This is a genomic window from Pseudomonas oleovorans subsp. oleovorans (genome assembly GCF_002197815.1).
Lineage (GTDB): Bacteria > Pseudomonadota > Gammaproteobacteria > Pseudomonadales > Pseudomonadaceae > Aquipseudomonas > Aquipseudomonas oleovorans.
The window spans coordinates 24,029-45,980 of record NZ_NIUB01000009.1 but is presented as its reverse complement, the minus strand read 5'-3'; the positions used below and the strand labels follow the sequence as shown (position 1 = coordinate 45,980).

Sequence of the window (21,952 nt, the reverse complement as noted above, 5' to 3'; positions counted from 1 at the left end):
GTCACGTTTTCAGGGCAGCTCTAAAAACTACCTGCGTTGCCATCGCGGCGTTAAAAACAGGCTCGTGCGCGAGTCCGATCAAAATGCTCATTTACAGCGCGTAAACTGCGCTTTTTCGCCTGTTTTTGCCTTGCGCTGGCTGCCTCGCCTACGTTTTTAGAGGCGCCCTTCAGGGCGTGGCGTGCGGCGGAATGTGACCGCTGCGCGCAGCCTGTCATCCAACTGTCAGTTTGCTGCGCCAGGCTCGCCTGGCGTTGGTTTTTCGACTCAAGGGACTTATTCATGTCTGCATCCCTCGCATTCGTCTTCCCCGGTCAAGGCTCGCAAGCCCTGACCATGCTTGCCGACCACGGTGCCCGGCAGCAGCTGGTGCTCGATACTTTCGGCGAAGCTTCCGAAGCGCTCGGCTACGACCTCTGGGCACTGACCCAGCAAGGGCCGGAAGAGCAACTGAACCAGACCGACAAGACCCAGCCGGCCATTCTCACTGCTTCCATCGCCCTGTGGCGTCTGTGGCAGGCCGAGGGTGGTGCCAAGCCCGCTTTCGTTGCTGGTCACAGCCTGGGTGAATACTCCGCGCTGGTCGCAGCTGGCAGCATCGCCTTTGTCGATGCCGTGAAGCTGGTGGAGCGTCGTGGTCAATTGATGCAGCAGGCTGTTCCGGCCGGGCAGGGCGGTATGGCCGCCATCCTCGGTCTGGAAGATGCCGACGTGCTGGCTGCCTGCGCCGAAGCGGCGCAGGGTGATGTGGTCAGTGCGGTGAATTTCAATGCCCCCGGCCAGGTGGTGATCGCCGGTAGCGCCACTGCCGTCGAGCGCGCCATCGAAGCCTGCAAGGCCCGTGGCGCCAAGCGCGCCATGGCGCTGCCGGTCAGCGTGCCGTCGCATTGTGCGCTGATGAAGCCGGCAGCCGAGCGTTTCGCCGAGTCGGTCGAGGCGCTGAGCTGGCAGGCACCACAAATCCCGCTGGTGCAGAACGTCAGTGCCGCCGTGGTATCCGATCTGGGCACCCTCAAGGCTGATCTGCTGGCGCAGCTATACAGCCCGGTACGCTGGGTCGAGTCGATGGTGCGTCTGTCCGAACAGGGCGTGACCGATCTGATCGAATGCGGCCCTGGCAAGGTGCTGAGCGGCCTGAACAAGCGCTGCGTCAAAGGCATCAATACTCACAACCTGGATACCCCGGATGCTTTTGCTGCCGCTCGCGCAGCCCTGGCTTGAGCAAGGAGAACGAACATGAGTCTGCAAGGTAAAGTCGCACTGGTCACCGGCGCCAGCCGTGGTATCGGTCAGGCAATCGCTCTGGAACTGGGTCGTCAGGGCGCCATCGTCATCGGCACCGCGACCAGTGCCTCGGGTGCTGAGCGTATCGCCGAAACCCTCAAGGCCAATGGCGTCGAAGGCGCCGGTCTGGTGCTCGACGTGAGCAACGACGAATCGGTTGCCACCACCCTCGAACATATCCAGCAACATCTTGGTCAGCCGCTGATCCTGGTCAACAACGCCGGTATCACCCGCGATAACCTGATGCTGCGCATGAAGGACGACGAGTGGCATGACGTCATCAACACCAACCTGAACAGCCTCTACCGTCTGTCCAAGGCCGTGCTGCGTGGCATGACCAAGGCTCGTTTCGGCCGCATCATCAACATCGGCTCCGTGGTCGGTGCGATGGGCAATGCCGGTCAGGTCAACTACGCTGCAGCCAAAGCTGGTCTGGAAGGTTTCAGCCGCGCCCTGGCGCGTGAAGTCGGCTCGCGCGGTATCACGGTCAACTCGGTGGCCCCAGGTTTCATCGACACCGATATGACCCGTGAGCTGCCGGAAGGCCAGCGCGACGCGCTGCTGACGCAGATTCCGCTGGGCCGTTTGGGGCAGGCCGAAGAGATCGCCAAGGTAGTCGGTTTCCTGGCTTCCGATGGCGCAGGTTATGTCACAGGGGCTACTATCCCGGTGAACGGCGGTATGTACATGAGTTAAAAAGGGCGCCTCCGAATGCCCGGAGGCTCTCGAATGTGACGCGAGCCATCAGAAAACTGTCATAGTGGCTGTCTAAAATCCGTTATAAAGCTGCAACAGGTTTATAGACAGATCGTTGAAGTGTTCCTGGGGGCTCCCCGGCATTCAGCTTGAAATGCTAAAAACCCTTTCTATACACTTGGCCGCTACCAGCTGCCTGGATTTGTCCAATAGGAGTGAAAACAAGGTATGAGCACCATCGAAGAACGCGTCAAGAAAATCGTTGCTGAGCAACTTGGCGTCAAGGAAGAGGAAGTAACCAACAGCGCTTCCTTCGTTGAAGACCTGGGTGCCGACTCTCTTGACACCGTTGAGCTGGTGATGGCTCTCGAGGAAGAATTCGAGACCGAGATCCCGGACGAGCAAGCTGAGAAAATCACCACCGTTCAAGAAGCTATCGACTACGTGACTGCCCACGCGCAATAAGTCACCGTCAGCTTTCTGATCGAGAAAAGCCGCACTGCCCTAATCAGGCGTGCGGTTTTTCTTTACGTGCAGGGCGCATGTGGCGCCTGAGTAGAACAAGAGGAGATTGCTGTGTCGCGTAGACGCGTCGTGGTTACCGGTATGGGCATGCTGTCGCCACTGGGTAACGATGTGCCGAGCAGCTGGCAGGGCATTTTGGCCGGGCGCAGTGGCATCGGTCTGATCGAGCATATGGACCTGTCGGCCTACTCCACCCGTTTTGGCGGGTCGCTCAAGGGCTTCAATGTCGAGGAATATCTCTCCGCCAAGGAGGCGCGCAAGCTCGACCTGTTCATCCAGTACGGTCTCGCTGCCTGCTTCCAGGCCGTGCGTGATTCCGGGCTGGACATCACTGACGCCAATCGTGAGCGTATCGGTGTGGCCATGGGCTCCGGCATCGGCGGCCTGACCAATATCGAGAACAACTGCAAGTCGTTGCACGAGCAAGGGCCGCGGCGCATTTCGCCGTTCTTCGTGCCTGGCTCGATCATCAACATGATTTCCGGCTTCCTGTCGATCCACCTGGGTCTGCAGGGGCCGAACTACGCCATCGCCACGGCGTGCACTACCGGCACGCACTGCATTGGTATGGCCGCGCGCAACATCGCCTATGGCGAAGCCGATGTGATGGTCGCCGGCGGCGCCGAGATGGCAGCCTGCGGCCTGGGCATGGGCGGCTTCGGTGCCGCGCGTGCGCTGTCGACGCGTAACGACGAGCCGACCAAGGCCAGCCGTCCATGGGACAAGGGCCGTGACGGTTTCGTGCTGTCCGACGGTTCCGGCGCCCTGGTGCTGGAGGAGTTGGAACACGCCAAGGCGCGTGGTGCCACCATCTATGCCGAGCTGATCGGCTTCGGTATGAGTGGCGATGCATTCCACATGACCTCGCCGCCCGAGGACGGTGCCGGCGCGGCGCGCTGCATGGCCGCCGCCCTGCGCGATGCCGGTGTCAATGCCGACCAGGTGCAGTACATCAACGCCCACGGCACTTCGACCCCGGCTGGCGATATTGCCGAAGCTGCGGCAGTCAAGAGCGTGTTCGGTGATCACGCCTACCAGTTGTCGGTCAGCTCGACCAAATCCATGACCGGCCACCTGCTCGGTGCGGCAGGTGCGGTGGAGGCGATCTTCAGCGTGCTGGCGATCCGTGATCAGGTGGCGCCGCCGACCATCAACCTCGACGAGCCGGACGAAGGCTGCGACCTGGACTTCGTGCCGCATCAGGCCAAGGCCATGCCGATCGAAATCGCCCTGTCGAACTCCTTCGGCTTCGGCGGCACCAACGGCTCACTGCTGTTCCGTCGGTACCACGGCTGATGCTGAGCTGGGTCAACGGTGCGCCCGGCGAGCAGTTGTCGGTTCGCGACCGTGGCCTGGCTTATGGCGATGGTCTGTTCGAGACCATCGCCGTGCGCGGCGGGCGCATCCCGCTGCTGGCGCGGCATATGGCGCGCCTGGCCGATGGTTGTCGGCGCCTGTCCATTCCCCTCGATCTGGTTCTCATTGAGCACGAGCTACAGGCGTTCGCCGGGCTGCTGGGTGAGGGCGTCGCCAAACTCATCGTCAGCCGCGGTGAGGGCCAGCGTGGCTACGCGCCGCCGCAACCCTGTCAGCCGCTGCGCATCCTGCAGGCGGCGCCGCTGCCGCAGTATCCCGCTGCGCATGCCGAGCAGGGCGTGCGACTGTTTCCCTGTGAGACGCGTCTGGCTGAGCAACCACTGCTGGCCGGGCTCAAGCACCTCAATCGCCTGGAACAGGTACTGGCCCGAGCCGAATGGCAGGACCCCGAGTGTGCCGAGGGCCTGATGCGCGACAGCAGTGGCCGGGTCATCGAGGGGGTGTACAGCAACCTGTTCCTGGTCGTCGATGGCGGGTTGGTCAGTGCGCAGCTGTCGCGTTGTGGCGTGGCCGGGGTGATGCGTGCGGAGATCCTGCAGCAGGCGCAGTTGCTCGGGCTGTCTGTCGAGTTACGCGATGTTTCCTTCGACGAACTCCTGGATGCCGATGAAGTCTTTCTCTGCAACAGCCTTTACGGCATCTGGCCTGTACGGGCGCTGCAAGAGCGACACTGGTCGGTCGGGCCGCTCACCCGTAAACTGCAGGCCATCGTCTGCGACCTACTGAGTAACTAACTGGTGCTACGCAAGATCCTGGTGCTGCTTGAATGCGGCGTGTTGTTGGCTGCTCTACTGGTAGTTGGTGCTGCCTGGCAGCAGCAAAGAGCGCTGGAGCAGCCTCTGCATCTGGCTGAAGAAATGCTTCTGGAGGTGCCGTCCGGCGCTACGCCGAGCGGCCTGCTCAATCGTCTGGAAGCAGAAGGTGTCATCGACAATGCCTTCTGGCTGCGCCTTTACTGGCGCTTCAATCTGAATGCGCCTGCCATGCACAGCGGCGAATACCGCCTGCTACCGGAACTCAGCGCCCGCGACATGCTTGGCCTGTGGCAGCGCGGTGAGGTGGTGCAGTACAGCCTGACCCTGGTCGAGGGCTGGAACTTCCGCCAGGTGCGCGCCGCTCTGGCCCGCCAGGAGCGTCTGGAGCAGCGCCTGGCCGATCTCAGCGATGCCCAGCTGATGGAGCGCCTGGGTATGGCCGGGCAGAACCCGGAAGGGCGTTTCTTCCCCGATACCTATCGTTACGTGCGCGGCATGAGCGACGAAGACCTGCTCAAGCAGGCCAACGCCCGTCTGGAGCGTGTTCTGGCTGAAGAGTGGCAGCAGCGCGCCGAGGGTTTGCCCTATCGCGAGCCGTACGACGCGTTGATCATGGCCTCGATGATCGAGAAGGAAACCGGTGTACCCGAAGAGCGCGGCGAGATTGCTGGCGTGTTCGTGCGTCGCCTGCGCATGGGCATGCGCCTGCAGACCGATCCCACCGTCATCTACGGCATGGGCGAGCGCTACAACGGCCGCATCACCCGCGCCGACCTGCGTACGCCAACGCCCTACAACACCTATACCATCGACGGCATGCCGCCGACGCCGATCGCCATGGTTGGCCGCGAGGCGATTCACGCCGCGCTCAACCCGCTCGATGGCACCACACTGTATTTCGTCGCGCGAGGCGACGGTAGCCACGTGTTCTCCAACACCTTGGCCGAGCACAACCGCGCGGTGCGCGAATATCAGCTCAAGCGTCGTGCCGACTACCGCTCCAGCCCCGCGCCACGCGCGGCGGCCGAAACCGAATAAGGGCAACCCATGACCGGTCTGTTTATTACCCTGGAAGGCCCGGAAGGCGCCGGCAAAAGCACCAACCGCGAATACCTGGCCGAGCGCCTGCGCGAGCAGGGCATCGATGTGCTGCTGACCCGTGAGCCAGGTGGTACGCCGCTGGCCGAGCGGATCCGTGAATTGCTGCTCGATCCTAGCGATGAGCCGATGGCGGCCGATACCGAATTGCTGCTGGTGTTCGCCGCCCGTGCCCAGCATCTGCAGCAGGTCATTCGTCCGGCTCTGGCCAAGGGCAGCGTGGTGCTGTGCGACCGTTTCACTGATGCCACCTACGCCTACCAGGGTGGTGGTCGGGGTCTTTCCATCGAACGCATCGCGCAGCTTGAGCAGTTCGTTCAGGGCGAGCTGCGCCCTGATCTGACGCTGATTTTTGATCTGCCGGTGGAGATCGGTCTGGCTCGCGCCTCGGCTCGCGGTCGCCTGGATCGTTTCGAGCAGGAAGGCCGTGGCTTCTTCGAAGCGGTACGCCAGGCCTATCTGCAGCGCGCCGAGCAGGCGCCACAACGATATCGCGTGCTGGATGCCGGGCAGACCCTGGCTCAGGTGCAGGCCGATATCGATGCCTTGCTGCCGAGCCTGCTGGAGGCTTGCCGTGGCTGATGTCTATCCCTGGCAACAAGCGCTCTGGCAGCAACTCGCCGGGCGTAGCCAGCACGCCCATGCCTACCTGCTGCATGGTCCGGCCGGCATCGGCAAGCGTGCGCTGGCCGAGCGCCTGATGGCGCGCCTGCTATGCCAGAACCCGAATGGGCTGGATGCCTGTGGCAACTGTAAATCCTGTCATCTGTTGGCTGCCGGTACGCACCCGGACAACTACGTGCTGGAGCCCGAAGAGGCGGACAAGCCGATCAAGGTCGATCAGGTGCGTGAGCTGGTCGACTTCGTGGTGCAGACCGCGCAGCTGGGTGGGCGCAAGGTGGTGCTGCTGGAGCCGGCCGAGGCGATGAACCTCAACGCCGCCAACGCGCTGCTCAAGAGCCTGGAAGAACCCTCCGGCAATACCGTGCTGCTGCTTATCAGCCACCAGCCCAGCCGCTTGTTGCCGACCATCAAGAGTCGCTGCGTGCAGCAGGCCTGCCCCTTGCCGAGCGAGGCGATGAGCCTGGCCTGGCTGGCCCAGGCACTGCCCGAACTGGGTGACGATGAGCGCGCCGACCTGCTCACGCTCGCGGCGGGTTCGCCGCTGGCTGCCGTGCGCCTGCATGCTCAAGGTGTGCGCGAACAGCGTGCCCAGGCCGTGGAGGGGGTGAAAAAACTGCTCAAGCAGCAGATCTCCCCGAGCCAACTGGCGGAAAGCTGGAACTCACTGCCGCTGAATCTGCTGTTCGACTGGTTCTGCGACTGGGCGCAACTGATGTTGCGCTACCAACTGACCAAGGACGAGGAAGGCCTGGGCCAGGTCGATATGCGCAAGGTGGTGCAGTACCTGGCGGACAAGAGCGCGCAGGCCAAGGTATTGGCGATTCAGGAATGGCTGCTCGCGCAAAGGCAGAAGGTGATGGGTAAAGCCAACCTCAATCGTGTGCTGCTACTGGAAGCCTTGCTGGTGCAATGGGCGGCACTGCCGGCGCAGGATCGGGGCTGAGTCGCGTCGGAGCAGGGTTCGGCAGGGCGTCACATTCTGCTGGCTGCCTGCCACCTGGTTGTTTGCGCATGAGTATGGTCAGGCCCTAGAATCAGGCATTAAGCAATAAACGCCAGGAATGCGCTGATGAGCCTGCCACCCAATCTGGGTCCCCGTAACGGAATTCTGTCCCTGACCATCAAGGACAAGTCCGTGCTGTACGCGGCCTACATGCCTTTCATCAAGAATGGCGGTCTCTTCATTCCCACCAACAAGAGCTACAAGCTCGGTGACGAAGTGTTCATGCTGCTCAACCTGATGGATGAGCCGGAGAAAATCCCGGTGGCCGGCAAGGTGGTGTGGATTACCCCGAAAGGCGCCCAGGGCAACCGCGCTGCCGGTGTCGGCGTGCAGTTCAACGACGGCGACAACACCGCGCGCAACAAGATCGAAACCTACCTCGCTGGCGCGCTGAAGTCCGACCGCCCGACTCACACCATGTAACCCGCTGGCCGCGCGCGTACTGTCCTCGCGGTCGAAGTATCTCCTCCAGAGCGTCCAGGCGCCTGCCACTTTCGATTACAATTCGGGCTTTCCCTTTGCTCGAGTTCTCCCGCTGTGCTGATTGACTCCCATTGCCACCTTGATCGTCTCGACCTCGCTGCTCACGGTGGCTCGCTGGATGCCGCCCTGGATGCGGCGCGCGCCGCCGGCGTCGGGCATTTCCTGTGTATTGGCGTCAGCGCCGACAACGCCGCCACGGTCAAGGGCCTGGCCGAGCGCTATGCCGATGTCGATTGTTCGGTGGGCGTGCATCCGCTGGATCTGGAGCCGGGCGCCGAGCCGGCGCTGGATTGGCTACTCGGTGAGCTGGCGCACCCGAAGGTGGTGGCCATTGGTGAGACCGGTCTGGATTACCACTACGAGCCGGAATCCGCTGCGTTGCAGCAGGCCTCTTTCCGTCTGCACCTGGAGGCGGCGCGCATCACGGGTAAGCCGGTAATCGTACATACCCGCGAGGCCCGCGCCGACACCCTGGCGTTGTTGCGCGAAGCGGCGCTGCCACAGGCTGGCGTGCTGCATTGCTTCACCGAAGACTGGGAGATGGCCAGGGCCGCGCTGGACATAGGTTTTTATATTTCCCTGTCCGGCATCGTCACCTTCCGCAATGCCGAGGCGCTGCGCGATGTGGCGCGCCAGGTGCCGGCTGACCGTCTGCTGGTGGAAACCGACTCGCCTTACCTGGCGCCCGTGCCGCACCGAGGCAAGCCCAACCTGCCGCAATACGTACGTGAAGTGGCCGAGTACCTGGCGGTGCTGCGTGGGGTTAGCTACGAGGTGCTGGCTGAGCAGACCTCGAGCAACTTCAAGCGTCTGTTCCCGTTGGCTGGTGTGGCTGACGCACAACGGGCCATAGGGTGCGCCGTGCGCACCAAGCGGTGTAAGACGTTGAATCGATGGTGGGTTACGCCGCACCCAGATCCAGCGAAGCAGTCAGCGACCTTGACAGGCGGCTAACCCACCCTACGGGAACGGCGATCCGCTGAGCAAAAAAAACCCGGACTCTGGGGGATGAATCCGGGTTAAGACCATTAGGAGTAAATCAAGGTACGCGGTCCACGGTACCTTGGCTGGCGGGGCACTTGGGGGGAGATGCCGTACACCAGTAAGTTCCAGTATTAGCCATGATCAGCGAGCGTCCAGGCCAAAGCCTGAGTTTTTTAAACGGATTTGGAATACCGCGGACGCTGCTGAGTCCGCCGAATCTGTTCACGGCGTTGCGAGCTAGAGTCCTGCAAGGCAAAAAAAAGCGAGGGCGGGGAGTTTACGAGTTGTAAATGAGCCGCCCGAGCTTGTTTTTAACGCGGCAGGGCCGACGCGCAGCAGGCCGTGCGCAGATTCTCATCCTTTTGCCAGCTGGGTTAGCAGGCCCAAGGTCTCTTCGATCACCTGCTCGCTGGTATAGAAATGTGGCGACAGGCGCACGCCTGGCCCGCGCTGCACGCAGATCACCTGTTCCTCGCGCAGACGTTGATACAGCGCGGGGTTATGCCAGCCTGCCAGGCTGAAGTTGAGGATGCCGGCACGGCGCGCGGGGTCGAGCGGGCTATGAATCACCGCACCGGGTAATGCGCGAATACCGTCGTCGAGGCGCTGCACCCGTTCCTCCAGCAAGGCGCCGACCCGCTCCATACCCACTTCTTCGAGCAACGACAAACTCGCCTCCAGGGCGAAGGCGCCGAGCATGTTCGGGCTGCCGCATTCAAAGCGCCGCGCACTGCGGGCCGGTTGCCAGTCCTGGCGGGTGTAATCGCCGGCGTGCTCCAGCATGTGCCAGCCGTACTCGTGCAGTTTCAGCTGGTCGCGTACCGCACTGCGGCAATAGAACACCCCCAGGCCCTCTGGGCCGAGCATCCATTTGTGGCCGTCGGCCATGGCGAAGTCGCAGTCGTAGGCCTGGACGTCGAAGGGCAGGGCGCCCAGTTGCTGGATGGCATCGATGCAGAACAGCACGCCATGCTGGCGGCAGCCGCGACCAAGGCGCGGCAGATCCAGGCGCAGGCCGCTGGCGAACTGCACGGCGCTGATCGACAACAGGCGTGTTCGCGGGGTGAAGGCGGCGAGCAGCGCTGCTTCCGGATCGTCGCCCTTGAGACTGACTTCGATCACTTCCACGCCCTGGGCGGCCAACGCCAGCCAGACGATGCGGTTGGAAGGGAATTCCTCGTCGCTAATGATCACCTGGTCGCCGGCTCGCCAGTCCAGGCCGAAGGCCACGAAGGACAGCGCCTCGGAGGTATTCTTGACCAGCGCAATATCACCGGTGCTTGGTGCGTTCATCAGGCGCACAAGGCGTTCGCGTAGGCTACGCTCCAGTTTCAGCCAGTCGGGATAATCACGTGCGCCGCTGGTCACGTTCGCTTCCGAGAACCGTCGCACCGCTTCAGCGCTGCGTTTCGGCCAGGGGGCGACCGCCGCATGGTTCAAATAGCGCAGTCCATTTTCCAGGGGGAACTCATCATGAAACACGTACATGGTCGGATGATCCGTGCAATTTGGCCGCATTTGGGCATAATAAGCGGCTTCGATTTTTGACCCCGTAGTCCCTTTATGCAGAAAGAACCCCGTAAGGTCCGCGAATTCCGTCGCCGCGAGCAAGAAATTCTCGATACCGCGCTGAAACTCTTCCTCGAACAAGGAGAAGACAGCGTTACTGTCGAGATGATCGCTGATGCGGTCGGTATCGGCAAAGGCACTATCTACAAGCACTTCAAGTCCAAGGCGGAGATCTACCTGCGCCTGATGCTCGACTACGAGCGCGATCTCAACGAGCTGCTGCATTCGGCCGACGTGGATCGTGACAAGGAAGCACTGTCGCGTGCCTACTTCGAATTCCGCATGCGCGATCCGCAGCGCTATCGCCTGTTCGACCGCCTGGAAGAGAAGGTGGTCAAGGGTAATCAAGTGCCGGAAATGGTCGAGCAGCTGCACAAGATCCGTGCTTCCAACTTCGAGCGTCTGACCCAGCAGATCAAGGGCCGCATCGCCGAAGGCAAGCTGGAAGACGTACCGCCGTACTTCCACTATTGCGCAGCCTGGGCCCTGGTGCACGGCGCCGTGGCGCTGTATCACTCGCCGTTCTGGAGCAACGTGCTCGAGGATCAGGAAGGCTTCTTCCAGTTCCTCATGGATATCGGCGTACGCATGGGTAACAAGCGCAAGCGCGACGCCTGATGCCTGGCATGTCGGCCACGGTACTGTGCCGTGGCTGACATAGCGATATACTCCGGTTCTTAACGAACTGGAGCTCCCAATGATCGTCGACCGCCAGGGCAGACGCTTCCGCAACCTCCGCGTCAGCCTGACCGCCGCCTGCAACTACGCCTGCACCTACTGTGTGCCGAACGGCAAGCGTCTGGTCGCCGCTCAGGACGAACTCTCCGCTGACGCCATGGCGCGTGGCGTCGCTTACCTGATCGAAGCCGCTGGTATCGAGCGCTTGCGCATTACCGGTGGTGAACCGCTGGTCAGCACGCGCCTGGAGCCTTTCCTGCGCCAGGTCAGTCAACTCGGCCTCGACGATATCAGCCTCACCACCAACGGCCAGTTGCTCGAGCGCAAGTTGCCGCTGCTGGTCGAATGCGGTATCCGCCGTCTCAATGTTTCCCTCGATACCCTCGACGCCGACGCCTTCCGCAGCATCGCCCGCGGCGGCGACCTGGCCACCGTGCTGGCTGGCATGGAAGCGGCGCGCGAAGCCGGGATGAAGATCAAGGTCAACATGGTGCCGTTGCGCGGGCAGAACCTCGACCAGGTGCTGCCGCTGCTCGAGTACTGCCTGGAACGCGGTTTCGAGCTGCGCTTCATAGAACTGATGCGCATGGGCCACCTGGCGCGCGACCCCAATGCCTTCAACCAGCAATTCGTCGGCCTGCCGGAGCTGCTCGAGCTGATCGGCAGCCGTCACCAGTACGTTCAGGCCAGCGCTCCGGTGGATGCCACGGCGATGCGTTACGCCATTCCCGGTGCCGGTCATTTCGGCGTGATTGCCAACGAAAGCGTGCCGTTCTGCCGTACCTGCTCGCGTCTGCGCCTGTCGTCTACCGGCTGGTTGCACGGCTGCCTGTCGTCGAGCAACCGCCACTTCGTTGGCGACCTGCTGGACAAACCCCGTCACCAGGCCTTGCCGGCGCTGCAGCGTCTGCTGGTCAAGGCCCTCGGCGACAAGCAGGACCTGGCCTTCTCCGGCGGTGTCACCGTGATGAAGATCATCGGCGGCTGAGCTTCGCGGCTTTGCTGGGAGATTTGGCCAGGTCTAGCATCGCTGGTGGGCTGGAGCTGAGCTCCGCCCGGCCCCGAAGAGTAGTGCTGTAGGGTGGGCTTTAGCCCACGTCCATCATCGTCGATGGGTTGAAACAGAGCGCCGTGCCATCCGGCCTCAGCGCAAACTGAGAGGTGTGCAGAAGCTTTGGCCAAGGCCTAAGTGGCTCGGCAGTCACGCCAGGCCCGGATAAACTGCCGGGGCGCCAACCAACCGAGTGACTGCCTGCATGTCCGCCACCTTTCCCATCGCCTACATCGAACCAGTGTTTCGTCCGCCGAGCGAGGCGCAGTCGCTGATTCTGCCGGTTACCAACGGCTGCTCCTGGAACCAGTGCACCTTCTGATTACCCCGATACGTGGTCCAAAACCTCAACTCAAAAGCCCACATCCAGCATAGATATCCGTGATATTTATTTGGTGAGGGCTTGGTGGTACGAGTTTAAGAGCTAGATTTACCCCAAACGAGTACATAAACCTAAGAAATATCGTAGGGCCGCTCATGCCAACTGTCCTCGAATCGTCTCATCGTGAGTTCAGAACCTTTGTGGCTGATTCGACAGGCATTCAGATTATCCTGCCGGTTATCGTCACCGAGCATGGCGTTCTGGATCAGTTCGCTCGATACATGCACCTGAACCGGATCAAGAGCCGTTCCTGGCAGGAGTCTGCGACTTTCGCGTTGCAGTTGCTGTTGGAATACATGGAGGCCAACCAGGGCTTCTATGACACTCCGAGAGCGCTGTTCACGGCGTTCTCAGACGCGCTTTACACCGGCACGGTGTCCAATAGCTGCGACCCTTCAGGCCTGTGGTGGCAACCAAGGCAACCGGACGATGCCGGTAAGCTGATCGGCCATGTCACGCGATTTAGCGATTGGCTGGCTGTCGTCAACGAAGACGCCAAGCTGCAACTCAATCACTGGCGGCATGCGACTAGGCACGAGGAACGGCTGAATTGGGCTGCCTATTCGCACCGCAGAGATAACGCCTTTCTTACCCACCTCTGGCGTTCCACGTCGCAGACGAAGCAGTCCAGAGCCGTGCGCTCAAGGACGATGCCTGTTGAACGGCAAACGCCCACCAAGGCATTTCCAGAGGAACACTTCGAGCTGCTGGTATGCGAGGGTTTCCGCAGGCGGTCACGAGATTCACGAGGGCCTATAGACCTTCGAAATGTCCTGATTACCTACCTCATGCACTACGGCGGATTGAGGCTGTCCGAAGCGCTCTCGCTTTGGAGTGATGACGTTAGCTTAGAGGCCGGGGAGGTCATCGTACGTATTTATCACCCTGAATACGGGCTGGCACCTGGCGGTAAGGCCAACCGCGCTGTTTACCTTCAAAGCCAATACGGCCTGCAACCCCGCAACCGGCTGGTCAAAGCGATCGACCCGCTGTTCCTCGGGTGGAAGAACGGCCTGATAACCGACCCGCACCGACGCTGTTTCGAGGTCTTCTTCTTCCCCCATGAAGCCGGGCAGATTTTTGCCGAGTTGTGGCGTGACTATCACCTGAAACAGCGGTTAAAGCCGAAGGCCAGCGAAGGTCATCCCTATGCCTTTACCAACCGCGACGGTCAGCCTTACTCACACCGAATGTTCCGCAAGGCTCACAAGTTGGGTATTGAGAGAATCGGGTTAGCGTACGAGAAGATCGAGGGCACAACCCCGCACGGCCACCGTCATGCCTATGGCCAGCGCCTGGCTCGGGGTGGCGCCGCCCCGCTGTTGATCAAAAACGCCATGCACCATGCGTCGATCACATCGAGTCAGACCTACACGCAGCCCACGACAGCGCAAATGCGCCAGAGTCTCCGAGACCTGGAGGAGCGGCTGCGCTTGCAGTATGCAGATGATTCCCACGACCTTTGACCAAGGACTGATGCCGATGCCAACCAAGAAGAATTTTTATACCTACGCCGAGGCACAGGTGGCAGCCCAGGCGTTGGGCATCAAGAAGCATTCCGACTACAAAAAACGCTACCGCGAAGACCTGCGACTGCCGTCCAACCCCAGTCAGTTCTATGTCGACGCCGGCTGGATTGACTGGTACGACTTCCTCGGCAATGAACGGCCCGACTTCTACACGACCTACGCGGAGGCCCAGGCGGCAGCCCGGGCGCTGGGCGTCAAGAGGCAGCCCGAGTACACCAAGCGCTACCGTGAAGACCCGCGACTGCCGTCCAGCCCCGATGAGTTCTATGCCGATGCCGGCTGGATTGACTGGTACGACTTCCTCGGCAATGAACGGCCCGACTTCTACACGACCTACGCCGAGACTCAGGCGGCAGCCCAGGCGCTGGGCATTAAGAGTCAGCCCGACTATAAAAAGCGCTACCGCGAAGACTCGCGGCTGCCAGCCAGCCCCAGTGAGGTCTATGCCGATGCCGGCTGGATTGACTGGTACGACTTCCTCGGCAATGAACGGCCCGACTTCTACACGACCTACGCCGAGGCCCAGGCGGCAGTCCGGGCGCTGGGCATCAAGAACCAGCCCGACTACAAAATACGCTACCGCGAAGACCCGCGGCTGCCGTTCAACCCCAGTCAGTTCTATGCCGACGCCGGCTGGATTGACTGGTACGTCTTCCTCGACAATGAACGGCCCGACTTTTACCCGACCTACGCCGAGGCCCAGGCGGCAGTCCAGGCGCTGGGCATCAAGAGGCAGTCCGAGTACGCAAAGCGCTACCGCGAAGATCCCCGGCTGCCGTACTCCCCCGATGAGGTCTATGCCGACGCTGGATGGATTGACTGGTACGACTTCCTCGGCAATGAACGGCCCGACCTCTATCCGACCTACGCCGAAGCTCAGGCGGCAGCCCAGGCGCTGGGCATTAAGAATCAGCCCGACTATAAAAAGCGCTACCGCGAAGACCCGCGGCTGCCGTCCAGACCCAGCCAAACCTATGCCGATGCCGGCTGGATGGACTGGTACGAGTTCCTAGGTAATGAACGGCCCGACTTTTACCCGACCTACGCCGAGGCCCAGGCGGCAGCCCAGGCGCTGGGCATCAAGAATCAGCCCGACTACAATAGCCGCTACAGCGAAGACCCGCGGCTGCCGGCCAGGCCCGGTAAGATCTATGCCGACGCTGGCTGGGTGGACTGGTACGAGTTCCTCGGTAATGACAATCCTAGCGCTGCGCTAGCCGACTACCCACTTATGTGGGCAAATGTTGAGCGGTGGCTGAAGACCCAAACGAACATCTCCACAAAGAAATCCGCGATCAGGTTTTTTGTGGGCGGTTTCTATCGGGTTCAGAGGTTTCCCGACGAACCCAGGTACCTGCTGCTACGCGCTAATCCATTCCCCATCGAGGCCTATCATCAGTTCATCGAGGCCCAAGCCGAGTCCCTAAAAAGGCCTTATCACGCTGCTATCACGGCCTTTTTCGGCTGGCTTTTGGATGAACACTGCACCGATGCCGACGCGGACGAGCGCATTGTGCTTGCTGAGTTCCGGAACCCCTTTCAAACGTTGCTGGCCGGCTTTGCAGATAGCTTGCAGGCCTACCGGCCCAACCAGTCCACCAAGCCGCCGCTCGGTTATGAATACATTCTCCGGGCGCGCAATTTCCTCGTGCCGAACGGCGAACAGGTATTGCAGACTAGGCCCAGCCTGAGGGATTTGCCGCACCTAGGAGTCTGTCGGACTTTCCAAGTCTTCCGCGCGTTGGGGGTATCCGCGACAATCGGGGCTCTGCTACCGAGAGCCCGTCCCTATGAGCCGTTTTGTCCCAGTTGACCGTGACACCGCGTACCTGCTGCCGCCCTCGGTAGACGAATGGTTGCCGAATGATCACTTGGCGCGATTCGTGGTTGAGGTCATCGAGCAACTCGATCTGCGCGAACTGACCGGCCAATACGCCGGCCGGGGGTCGGCCGCACACCATCCGGCCGTGCTGCTTGGCCTGCTGATCTACGGCTACGCCAACGGCATGCACTCCAGCCGCAAGATCGAGCGCGCGACCTACGACTCGGTGGCGTTTCGCTATGTGGCGGCCAACACTCACCCCGACCACGACACCCTGGCCACGTTCCGTCGGCGCTTCCTGACGGCGGTCGAATCGCTGTTCGTCCAGGTGCTGCTGCTGGCACGTGAGATGAAGCTGCTCAAGCTTGGCCACATTGCGCTCGACGGCACCAAGATCGATGCCAACGCCAGTAAGCACAAAGCCTTGTCCTGGGGCTATGCCAACAGGATCGAGGTGCAGTTACGCGAGGAAGTCCAGCAGTTGTTGACGCTGGCCGAGAACAGTGACCGTGCCGCCGTGCCCGATGGCATGGATGTACCGGCCGAGATTGCCCGGCGTGAAGATCGGCTCAGCGCCATTGCCCAGGCCAAGGCCAAGATCGAGCAGCGCGCGGCTGAGCGACACGCCGTCGAGCAGCAGGAATTCGAGGTCAAGACGGCCAAGCGTCAGGCCCAACGCAAGGCCGGCAAGAAGCCGCGGGGCAAGGATCCCGAACCACCTGCGGCCGGCCCCAAAGACAGCGATCAAGTCAATCTAACCGATGAAGAATCGCGCATCATGCCCGCCTCAAGCGGCGGCTTCGAGCAGAGCTACAACGCTCAGGCCGGGGTGGATGTCGAGACGATGCTGGTCATCACACAGCATGTCACCCAGGCCAGCAACGACAAGCGCGAAGTGGTCCCTACGCTGCAGCGCATTGCGGCCTTGCCCGCCGCGCTGGGCGAGGTGCAAACGCTGATTGCGGACAACGGCTTCTTCAGCCAAGCCAACGTGAGCGCCTGCCACGCAGCCGAGATCGAACCGCTGCTGGCGCTCAAGCGCGAATCGCATCATTTGCCCGTGCTGGAGCGCTTTGCCGCCGACTCGCCGTCACCGCAGACGAGCGACCCGGTCGAGCAGATGGCCCATTGCCTGAGCACGCAAAGTGGCCGAGCGCTGTACAAACTGCGCAAGCAGACGGTTGAGCCGGTGTTCGGCATCATCAAGCGGGTGATGGGCTGGCGGCAAATGAGCATGCGCGGACTCGCCAAGGCTCAAGGTGAATGGAGCTTGGTGACCATGGCCTGGAACATCAAGCGCCTGCATGTACTGCGTGCCGCGTAAAGGTAGAAAGGTACGCCCTGAGGCCGCTCAAACGGCGGCCCAGGCGTGCAGATACGTCCTTGGGGTCGCGCCAGCGGACTCAGATGTCTGAAAGGAACGGCAACGCGTCAAAAAGCACCTTGATCCCGCTCTATCCTTTCTTGCGGGGTCAAGTCCGACAAGCTGCTAGAAGACTTCTTTGCGACCCGCGCCGACTGGATTTATGTGGACGAGTCGCTGATCGACCGCGACGATCCGAACTGCATCTGGCGCGTGGTCAAGGCTGACCGCAAGATGAAAGACAAGCGCGAAGTCGTGAACAGCTATCAGATTTGGTCGCCTGTTCGTTTTGTGGCGCTCTACACGCTGTTGCGTTTTGCGCTGCGCGGCCAACAGATTCTCTGGCTGGACAGCGGCGAGGCAGATAAAGAGATAGCCGTTCTCGATGCTGAGCATGGCGGTGTTCGCTGGGAGAAGAACATCGGCCCCCTGGCTGGGAAAGGGAGCAAGAAGCGTCGCCCGCAGGCTGCGGTACAGCGCGGCGACAAGGGCGCGCCAAAGCTCTATGTGACTACCAACAAGACCGGACGCCAGGAGGGTGGCTACGAAGTTGAGTGGATTCCTGATGATTTGCTCTATTGGTTCCTCTTGCTGCGAGACTGGCAAGCCAAGTACAACCCGCTGAAAGAGCCGACGCGCTGGTCTGATATCAAGCTTCGTGCCGAAACCAATGAGAAGATTTTGCAGGCACGTGGCACCCAATGCTTTCTGTTCCGCACGGACGCCTCGGGTCAGCCGGCATTCACCACAACGGCTTTCACTCATACTTTGCCGGAATTGCTCTACACGATTCAGCGCACTGGCGAAAACCTTGCCAGCGAAAGTCCCGGCTCCAAAGCGAACAATAAGCGCTATATCAGCCCCTACACACCGCACAGCCTGCGTGTCAGTCTGATCACGGCGTTCATCGCAGACGGCGAAGCGCCTATTCACCTTATCTCCAAGCTTGTTGGTCATGCCTCGCTAGTGATGACGATCTACTACATCAGGCTGAACAACGATCAGATGCGCCGCACCATGGGCGAGACTGAGAAGCGGGCCGCACAGATCTCAACTCAGCGCCATGCCGAAGCGGTAAGCACACAGGGATTACAGCCGCTTCGCCATCAACTGATTGCAACGGACGGAAATCGCTTGCTGCTCGAATCTGACGTGCCGAACTCGGCCTGCGTGGTATTCGATCACGGCATCTGTCCCATGTCAGGCGCTGCATGCCAAATCGGCGGCGAGGCTGTGGCCGAGAGAAAAGTTGAAAGTCTTTATGCCCCTGTCGAGGCGGGCTATCTCGGGCAGAAAAATTGCCCGCGATGTCGGTTCTTTGTCACCGGGGTTCCGTTCCTTGGCGGCCTGGTGGCGCTGGCCAACGAACTCGCGTTGGAGATTCACGCGGAAAGCGCACGTTTTCAGAGCTACGCGGCGGAGGTCGGTCGGCTTGAACAGGACTGGTATGACGCCTGCCAGGCCAATCAGCCGGACACTCAGCACTCGATTCGAAAGCAGGCGAGCGCCAACCAGCAACTCAGCGCCGGGAAGCTCGACGGCCTGCTGACTGACTATGCAGCCCTCAATCACTATGTCCAAGGCTGCCTGAAACTCATCAAAGAAGGCGAGCAGAGCGGCGAAGGCGAGAATGGCGTCAGACTAATCGCCGGTGGCGATCTTGCCGAAGTCGGTGTCGCTTTTGAAGAGTCCAAGACCAACTACCATTTGCTGGCCGAAATCTGCCAGAACGCGACTATCTATCGGTCGGCCAATCCCTCGCGCGCCGTGCCGCTGATCGCCCAGGCCATCGACCGTATGGCCGAGAACAACGGCTTGGCACCGACCATGTACAGGCTTGATGACGAACAGAAGCTGGTCGTTGCCAACGAGATGAACCGGATTCTCCTTCAGCGTTTAGGGTCCTGGGAAAAGATCGACGACCTGTTTTCGGGCGACCTGATGCTGCTCGACATCGACGCTCACGAGCCGGAGCTGACGCGCATTTCGACCGAGATCAAACAGCTTCTCTCTAATCCCAATCGCGTGTGCCAGTTGACCCACGAGGCTTCTATTAATGAGTGACCAACTTGTTTCGCCGCAGGACACCTACGGGCGGCTGATGAGCGAGGCCAGCGATAGCCGCCGCAAGCGCAGCCTGGAAGCCATCAATGAAGCGTGTCGGCTGCTGCATGAGCGGCATTCCTCGGACTTCTCCTACAAGACCATCATCACCCTTGGCAAAGACCGTGGGCTGCCGGTTCCCGGGGAAAAGTCCATCGTCAATACGACCGGCGCGCATTACCGGGAACTGATCCAGTCTTGGAGACTCGTGTCGCTGCCCAAGGCCAGTAAGACAAAGGCTGATCCAAATGATTGGATCGAACACATCCAAGACCCAGTGCTGCGCATGAGCGTGAGGCTGCTCGCCAAAGAGTTGCGGGCGCTCAAGGCCAAGGAGTCGCGGAAGGCTAAGTACAGTGGCGCACCGATCATCCTGGGAAGCACAGCGGGACAAGCCGTTTCCACTCGGCCGCTCTTGAATGATGCTGAGTTGGCAGCGTTGAAAGCTGCGATTGATCCGGCGTCGCTTGGCCTAGTGGGGCTGTCGATTGGCAGCAGGGGCGAATTGGTGGATGTGAAGAGAAGGACGATCCACAAGCCGGGTTTCCGTGATGCCATTGAAAAAGTTCTGGCTGTGCAGGTGAAGTGAAAACCGCCATCTAAGTTAGACTCGCGTTTTTGCGCGTATTCCAAGGAGCAGTTGCGTGAATACGGAAAACCATTCCCAGACGGCCGCCTTTCTCTGGTCGATTGCCGACCTGCTGCGCGGTGACTTCAAGCAGTCCCAGTACGGTCGCATCATCCTGCCGTTTACCCTGTTGCGCCGGATGGAATGCGTGCTGGCGCCGACCAAGGATGAGGTGATCAAGCAGACCTTTGCGCAGGAAGGCCGTCCCGATACCGTGCGCGAGATGATCCTGCTACGCGCCGCTGGCCAACAGTTCTTCAACGCCTCGCCGCTGACCCTCGGCACCCTGTCCGACACCCAGACCGCCGCCGACCTGATGAGCTATGTGCAGTCCTTCAGCAAGGATGCCCGCGAGATCTTCGAGCACTTTCACTTTGAAGACTTCGTGCAGCAGCTCTCTGCCGCCAACCTGCTGTATCAGGTGGTGCAGCGCTTCGCCGCCACCGACCTGAGCCCCGAGCGCATCAGCAACTTCGGCATGGGCATCATCTTCGAAGAGCTGATCCGCAAGTTCGCGGAAAGCTCCAACGAAACCGCTGGGGAGCACTTCACCCCGCGAGATATCGTACACCTGACCACCTCGCTGGTAATCACCGGGCAGGACGACAAGCTCAAGCCCAACAGCATCGTCACCATCTACGATCCGACTGCCGGGACCGGCGGATTCCTTTCCGAGGGCGACGAGTACATCCAGTCCATCAGCCAGCAGGTCACCGTGTCGCTGCATGGCCAGGAGCTCAACCCCGAGTCCTACGCCATCTGCAAGGCGGACATGCTGATCAAGGGCCAGGACGTATCCAACATCAAGCTGGGCAACACCCTGTCCGACGACCAGCTCGCCGACAAGCGCTTCGACTTTATGCTCAGCAACCCGCCGTTCGGCGTGGAGTGGAAGAAGGTCCAGAAGCAGATCACCGACGAGCACAGCGAAAAAGGCTTCAACGGCCGCTTCGGCCCCGGCCTGCCGCGTGTGTCCGATGGCTCGCTGCTGTTCCTGTTGCACCTGGTCAGCAAGATGCGTGACCCGCGTGAAGGCGGTTCGCGCATCGGCATCATCCTCAACGGCTCGCCGCTGTTTACCGGCGGTGCCGGTTCGGGTGAGTCGGAGATTCGCCGCTACCTGCTGCAGAACGATCTGGTCGAAGCCATCATCGCCCTGCCCACCGACATGTTCTACAACACCGGCATCGCCACCTATGTATGGGTGCTGAGCAACCACAAGGCCGCCGTGCGCCAGGGCAAGGTGCAGCTGATCGACGGCAGCCAGCACTTCGCCAAGATGCGCAAGTCGCTGGGCAGCAAGCGCCAGTACCTCACCGAGGAGCAGATCGACGAACTGGTGCGCCTGTATGGCCGCTTCGAGGAAACTGCGCAGAGCAAAATCTTCCCCGTTGAAGCCTTCGGCTACCGGCGTATCACCGTCGAGCGTCCGCTGCGCCTGAACTTCCAGGTAAGCCCGGAGCGCATCGCCAAGGTGCTGGAAGAAAAAGCCATCGAGAAACTGGAAGCCCCGGCGCGCCAGCGCCTGACCGAAGCCCTGCAGGCCATGGATGCCAGCCTGCTGCACCGCAACCGCGAGCAGTTCAGCAAGCTGCTGAAAAAATCGCTCAACGCCCACGACGTATCGCCCAGCACACCCGAGCTGAAGGCCATCCTCAACGCACTGAGCGAGCGCGACCCGGAAGCGGATATCTGCATGGTCAAAGGCCAGCCGGAAGCCGATGCCGGCCTGCGCGACAACGAGAACGTGCCGCTGGGCGAGTCGGTATACGACTACTTCGAGCGCGAAGTAAAACTCCATGTGCCGGATGCCTGGATCGACGAGAGCAAGCGTGATGAAAAGGATGGCGAAGTCGGTGTGGTCGGCTTCGAGATTCCTTTCAACCGCCACTTCTATGTATTCCAGCCGCCGCGCCCGCTGGAAGAGATCGACCGCGACCTTAAAGCCTGCACCGACCGCATCAAGCAGATGATAGAGGGGCTGTCGGCATGACAAAT

Annotated in this window: 19 protein-coding genes and 2 pseudogenes; 19 read left to right on the top strand and 2 right to left on the bottom strand. The window is 61.1% G+C overall.

Annotated elements, in window-relative coordinates; genetic code table 11:
* Positions 1–50: 50 nt before the first annotated feature.
* A complete protein-coding gene (locus tag PSOLE_RS23635) occupies positions 51–284 on the bottom strand; it encodes a hypothetical protein (protein WP_115288454.1) in 234 nt (77 codons plus the stop codon).
* On the opposite strand from PSOLE_RS23635, the gene fabD reads away from it, so the two are divergent.
* The 10 genes and pseudogenes from fabD to PSOLE_RS07170 all read left to right on the top strand — a co-directional run.
* Positions 283–1,221, top strand: coding sequence for an ACP S-malonyltransferase (fabD, locus tag PSOLE_RS07215; RefSeq protein ID WP_003461948.1), 939 nt, complete (start codon positions 283–285; stop codon positions 1,219–1,221). The two genes, PSOLE_RS23635 and fabD, sit on opposite strands and share 2 nt — an antisense overlap.
* Positions 1,222–1,236: 15 nt before the next feature.
* Positions 1,237–1,980: a 3-oxoacyl-ACP reductase FabG gene (gene fabG / locus PSOLE_RS07210; protein ID WP_003245179.1), complete on the top strand. Its 744-nt coding sequence runs from the start codon at positions 1,237–1,239 to the stop codon at positions 1,978–1,980.
* Positions 1,981–2,208: 228 nt separating this feature from the next.
* Entirely contained in the window at positions 2,209–2,445 is a 237-nt protein-coding gene (gene acpP / locus PSOLE_RS07205; RefSeq protein ID WP_003245177.1) for an acyl carrier protein, read from the top strand.
* A gap of 111 nt (positions 2,446–2,556) precedes the next feature.
* Positions 2,557–3,801 carry a beta-ketoacyl-ACP synthase II gene (gene fabF, locus PSOLE_RS07200; protein WP_003461946.1) on the top strand — a complete coding sequence of 415 codons (1,245 nt, stop codon included), beginning with the start codon at positions 2,557–2,559 and terminating at the stop codon, positions 3,799–3,801.
* Positions 3,801–4,616: an aminodeoxychorismate lyase gene (gene pabC, locus PSOLE_RS07195; RefSeq protein ID WP_003461944.1), complete on the top strand. Its 816-nt coding sequence runs from the start codon at positions 3,801–3,803 to the stop codon at positions 4,614–4,616. The genes fabF and pabC overlap by 1 nt, the downstream gene beginning before the upstream one ends.
* 3 nt (positions 4,617–4,619) lie before the next feature.
* Complete coding sequence (gene mltG / locus PSOLE_RS07190) at positions 4,620–5,675, top strand: endolytic transglycosylase MltG (protein ID WP_074855963.1); 1,056 nt, start codon at positions 4,620–4,622, stop codon at positions 5,673–5,675.
* A 9-nt stretch (positions 5,676–5,684) separates the two neighbouring features.
* Positions 5,685–6,317: a dTMP kinase gene (tmk, locus tag PSOLE_RS07185; protein ID WP_003461940.1), complete on the top strand. Its 633-nt coding sequence runs from the start codon at positions 5,685–5,687 to the stop codon at positions 6,315–6,317.
* Positions 6,310–7,302, top strand: coding sequence for a DNA polymerase III subunit delta' (locus PSOLE_RS07180; protein ID WP_074855965.1), 993 nt, complete (start codon positions 6,310–6,312; stop codon positions 7,300–7,302). The genes tmk and PSOLE_RS07180 overlap by 8 nt, the downstream gene beginning before the upstream one ends.
* 126 nt (positions 7,303–7,428) lie before the next feature.
* A complete protein-coding gene (locus PSOLE_RS07175) occupies positions 7,429–7,785 on the top strand; it encodes a PilZ domain-containing protein (RefSeq protein ID WP_003245164.1) in 357 nt (118 codons plus the stop codon).
* A 114-nt stretch (positions 7,786–7,899) separates the two neighbouring features.
* Positions 7,900–8,670 (top strand): annotated as a pseudogene (locus PSOLE_RS07170) (TatD family hydrolase); the annotation flags it as partial.
* A 513-nt stretch (positions 8,671–9,183) separates the two neighbouring features.
* Here the strand turns inward: PSOLE_RS07170 and PSOLE_RS07165 are convergent.
* Positions 9,184–10,317, bottom strand: a complete 1,134-nt coding sequence (locus tag PSOLE_RS07165) for an aminotransferase class V-fold PLP-dependent enzyme (RefSeq protein WP_074855966.1) — start codon at positions 10,315–10,317, stop codon at positions 9,184–9,186.
* Positions 10,318–10,392: 75 nt separating this feature from the next.
* Between PSOLE_RS07165 and PSOLE_RS07160 the strand changes: the two genes are divergently transcribed.
* The 9 genes and pseudogenes from PSOLE_RS07160 (at position 10,393) to PSOLE_RS07120 (ending at position 21,947) form a co-directional block, all read left to right on the top strand.
* Positions 10,393–11,016 carry a TetR/AcrR family transcriptional regulator gene (locus PSOLE_RS07160; protein WP_074855967.1) on the top strand — a complete coding sequence of 208 codons (624 nt, stop codon included), beginning with the start codon at positions 10,393–10,395 and terminating at the stop codon, positions 11,014–11,016.
* 79 nt (positions 11,017–11,095) lie between these two features.
* A complete protein-coding gene (locus tag PSOLE_RS07155) occupies positions 11,096–12,064 on the top strand; it encodes a GTP 3',8-cyclase MoaA (protein ID WP_017677598.1) in 969 nt (322 codons plus the stop codon).
* 268 nt (positions 12,065–12,332) lie between these two features.
* Positions 12,333–12,446: pseudogene (locus tag PSOLE_RS07150) on the top strand (radical SAM protein); the annotation flags it as partial.
* 158 nt (positions 12,447–12,604) lie between these two features.
* A complete protein-coding gene (gene gmtY, locus PSOLE_RS07145) occupies positions 12,605–13,975 on the top strand; it encodes a gamma-mobile-trio recombinase GmtY (protein ID WP_074855971.1) in 1,371 nt (456 codons plus the stop codon).
* A 16-nt stretch (positions 13,976–13,991) separates the two neighbouring features.
* Positions 13,992–15,851 (top strand): VPA1269 family protein, encoded by a 1,860-nt coding sequence (locus PSOLE_RS07140; protein WP_169716114.1) that lies wholly within the window; start codon positions 13,992–13,994, stop codon positions 15,849–15,851.
* Positions 15,829–17,184, top strand: coding sequence for an IS1182 family transposase (locus tag PSOLE_RS07135; RefSeq protein ID WP_074861392.1), 1,356 nt, complete (start codon positions 15,829–15,831; stop codon positions 17,182–17,184). Before PSOLE_RS07140 ends, PSOLE_RS07135 begins: the two co-directional genes overlap by 23 nt.
* 132 nt (positions 17,185–17,316) lie before the next feature.
* Positions 17,317–19,287 carry a VPA1269 family protein gene (locus PSOLE_RS07130; protein WP_342210469.1) on the top strand — a complete coding sequence of 657 codons (1,971 nt, stop codon included), beginning with the start codon at positions 17,317–17,319 and terminating at the stop codon, positions 19,285–19,287.
* The gene (gene gmtX / locus PSOLE_RS07125; protein ID WP_074861141.1) at positions 19,280–19,915 is read left to right on the top strand and encodes a gamma-mobile-trio protein GmtX; all 636 of its coding nucleotides are present in this window, start codon (positions 19,280–19,282) and stop codon (positions 19,913–19,915) included. Before PSOLE_RS07130 ends, gmtX begins: the two co-directional genes overlap by 8 nt.
* A gap of 55 nt (positions 19,916–19,970) precedes the next feature.
* Positions 19,971–21,947 carry a type I restriction-modification system subunit M gene (locus PSOLE_RS07120; protein WP_074861143.1) on the top strand — a complete coding sequence of 659 codons (1,977 nt, stop codon included), beginning with the start codon at positions 19,971–19,973 and terminating at the stop codon, positions 21,945–21,947.
* The last annotated feature ends 5 nt before the right edge of the window (positions 21,948–21,952 follow it).

What these genes read in the sequence shown, in the direction of transcription:
- fabD (WP_003461948.1), top strand. Translation starts at nt 283, where the DNA reads ATGTCTGCATCCCTCGCATTCGTCTTCCCCGGTCAAGGCTCGCAAGCC.
- PSOLE_RS23635 (WP_115288454.1), bottom strand. Translation starts at nt 284, where the DNA reads ATGAATAAGTCCCTTGAGTCGAAAAACCAACGCCAGGCGAGCCTGGCG.
- fabG (WP_003245179.1), top strand. Translation starts at nt 1,237, where the DNA reads ATGAGTCTGCAAGGTAAAGTCGCACTGGTCACCGGCGCCAGCCGTGGT.
- acpP (WP_003245177.1), top strand. Translation starts at nt 2,209, where the DNA reads ATGAGCACCATCGAAGAACGCGTCAAGAAAATCGTTGCTGAGCAACTT.
- pabC (WP_003461944.1), top strand. Translation starts at nt 3,801, where the DNA reads ATGCTGAGCTGGGTCAACGGTGCGCCCGGCGAGCAGTTGTCGGTTCGC.
- tmk (WP_003461940.1), top strand. Translation starts at nt 5,685, where the DNA reads ATGACCGGTCTGTTTATTACCCTGGAAGGCCCGGAAGGCGCCGGCAAA.
- PSOLE_RS07175 (WP_003245164.1), top strand. Translation starts at nt 7,429, where the DNA reads ATGAGCCTGCCACCCAATCTGGGTCCCCGTAACGGAATTCTGTCCCTG.
- PSOLE_RS07165 (WP_074855966.1), bottom strand. Translation starts at nt 10,317, where the DNA reads ATGTACGTGTTTCATGATGAGTTCCCCCTGGAAAATGGACTGCGCTAT.
- PSOLE_RS07160 (WP_074855967.1), top strand. Translation starts at nt 10,393, where the DNA reads ATGCAGAAAGAACCCCGTAAGGTCCGCGAATTCCGTCGCCGCGAGCAA.
- PSOLE_RS07155 (WP_017677598.1), top strand. Translation starts at nt 11,096, where the DNA reads ATGATCGTCGACCGCCAGGGCAGACGCTTCCGCAACCTCCGCGTCAGC.
- gmtY (WP_074855971.1), top strand. Translation starts at nt 12,605, where the DNA reads ATGCCAACTGTCCTCGAATCGTCTCATCGTGAGTTCAGAACCTTTGTG.
- PSOLE_RS07140 (WP_169716114.1), top strand. Translation starts at nt 13,992, where the DNA reads ATGCCAACCAAGAAGAATTTTTATACCTACGCCGAGGCACAGGTGGCA.
- PSOLE_RS07135 (WP_074861392.1), top strand. Translation starts at nt 15,829, where the DNA reads ATGAGCCGTTTTGTCCCAGTTGACCGTGACACCGCGTACCTGCTGCCG.
- gmtX (WP_074861141.1), top strand. Translation starts at nt 19,280, where the DNA reads ATGAGTGACCAACTTGTTTCGCCGCAGGACACCTACGGGCGGCTGATG.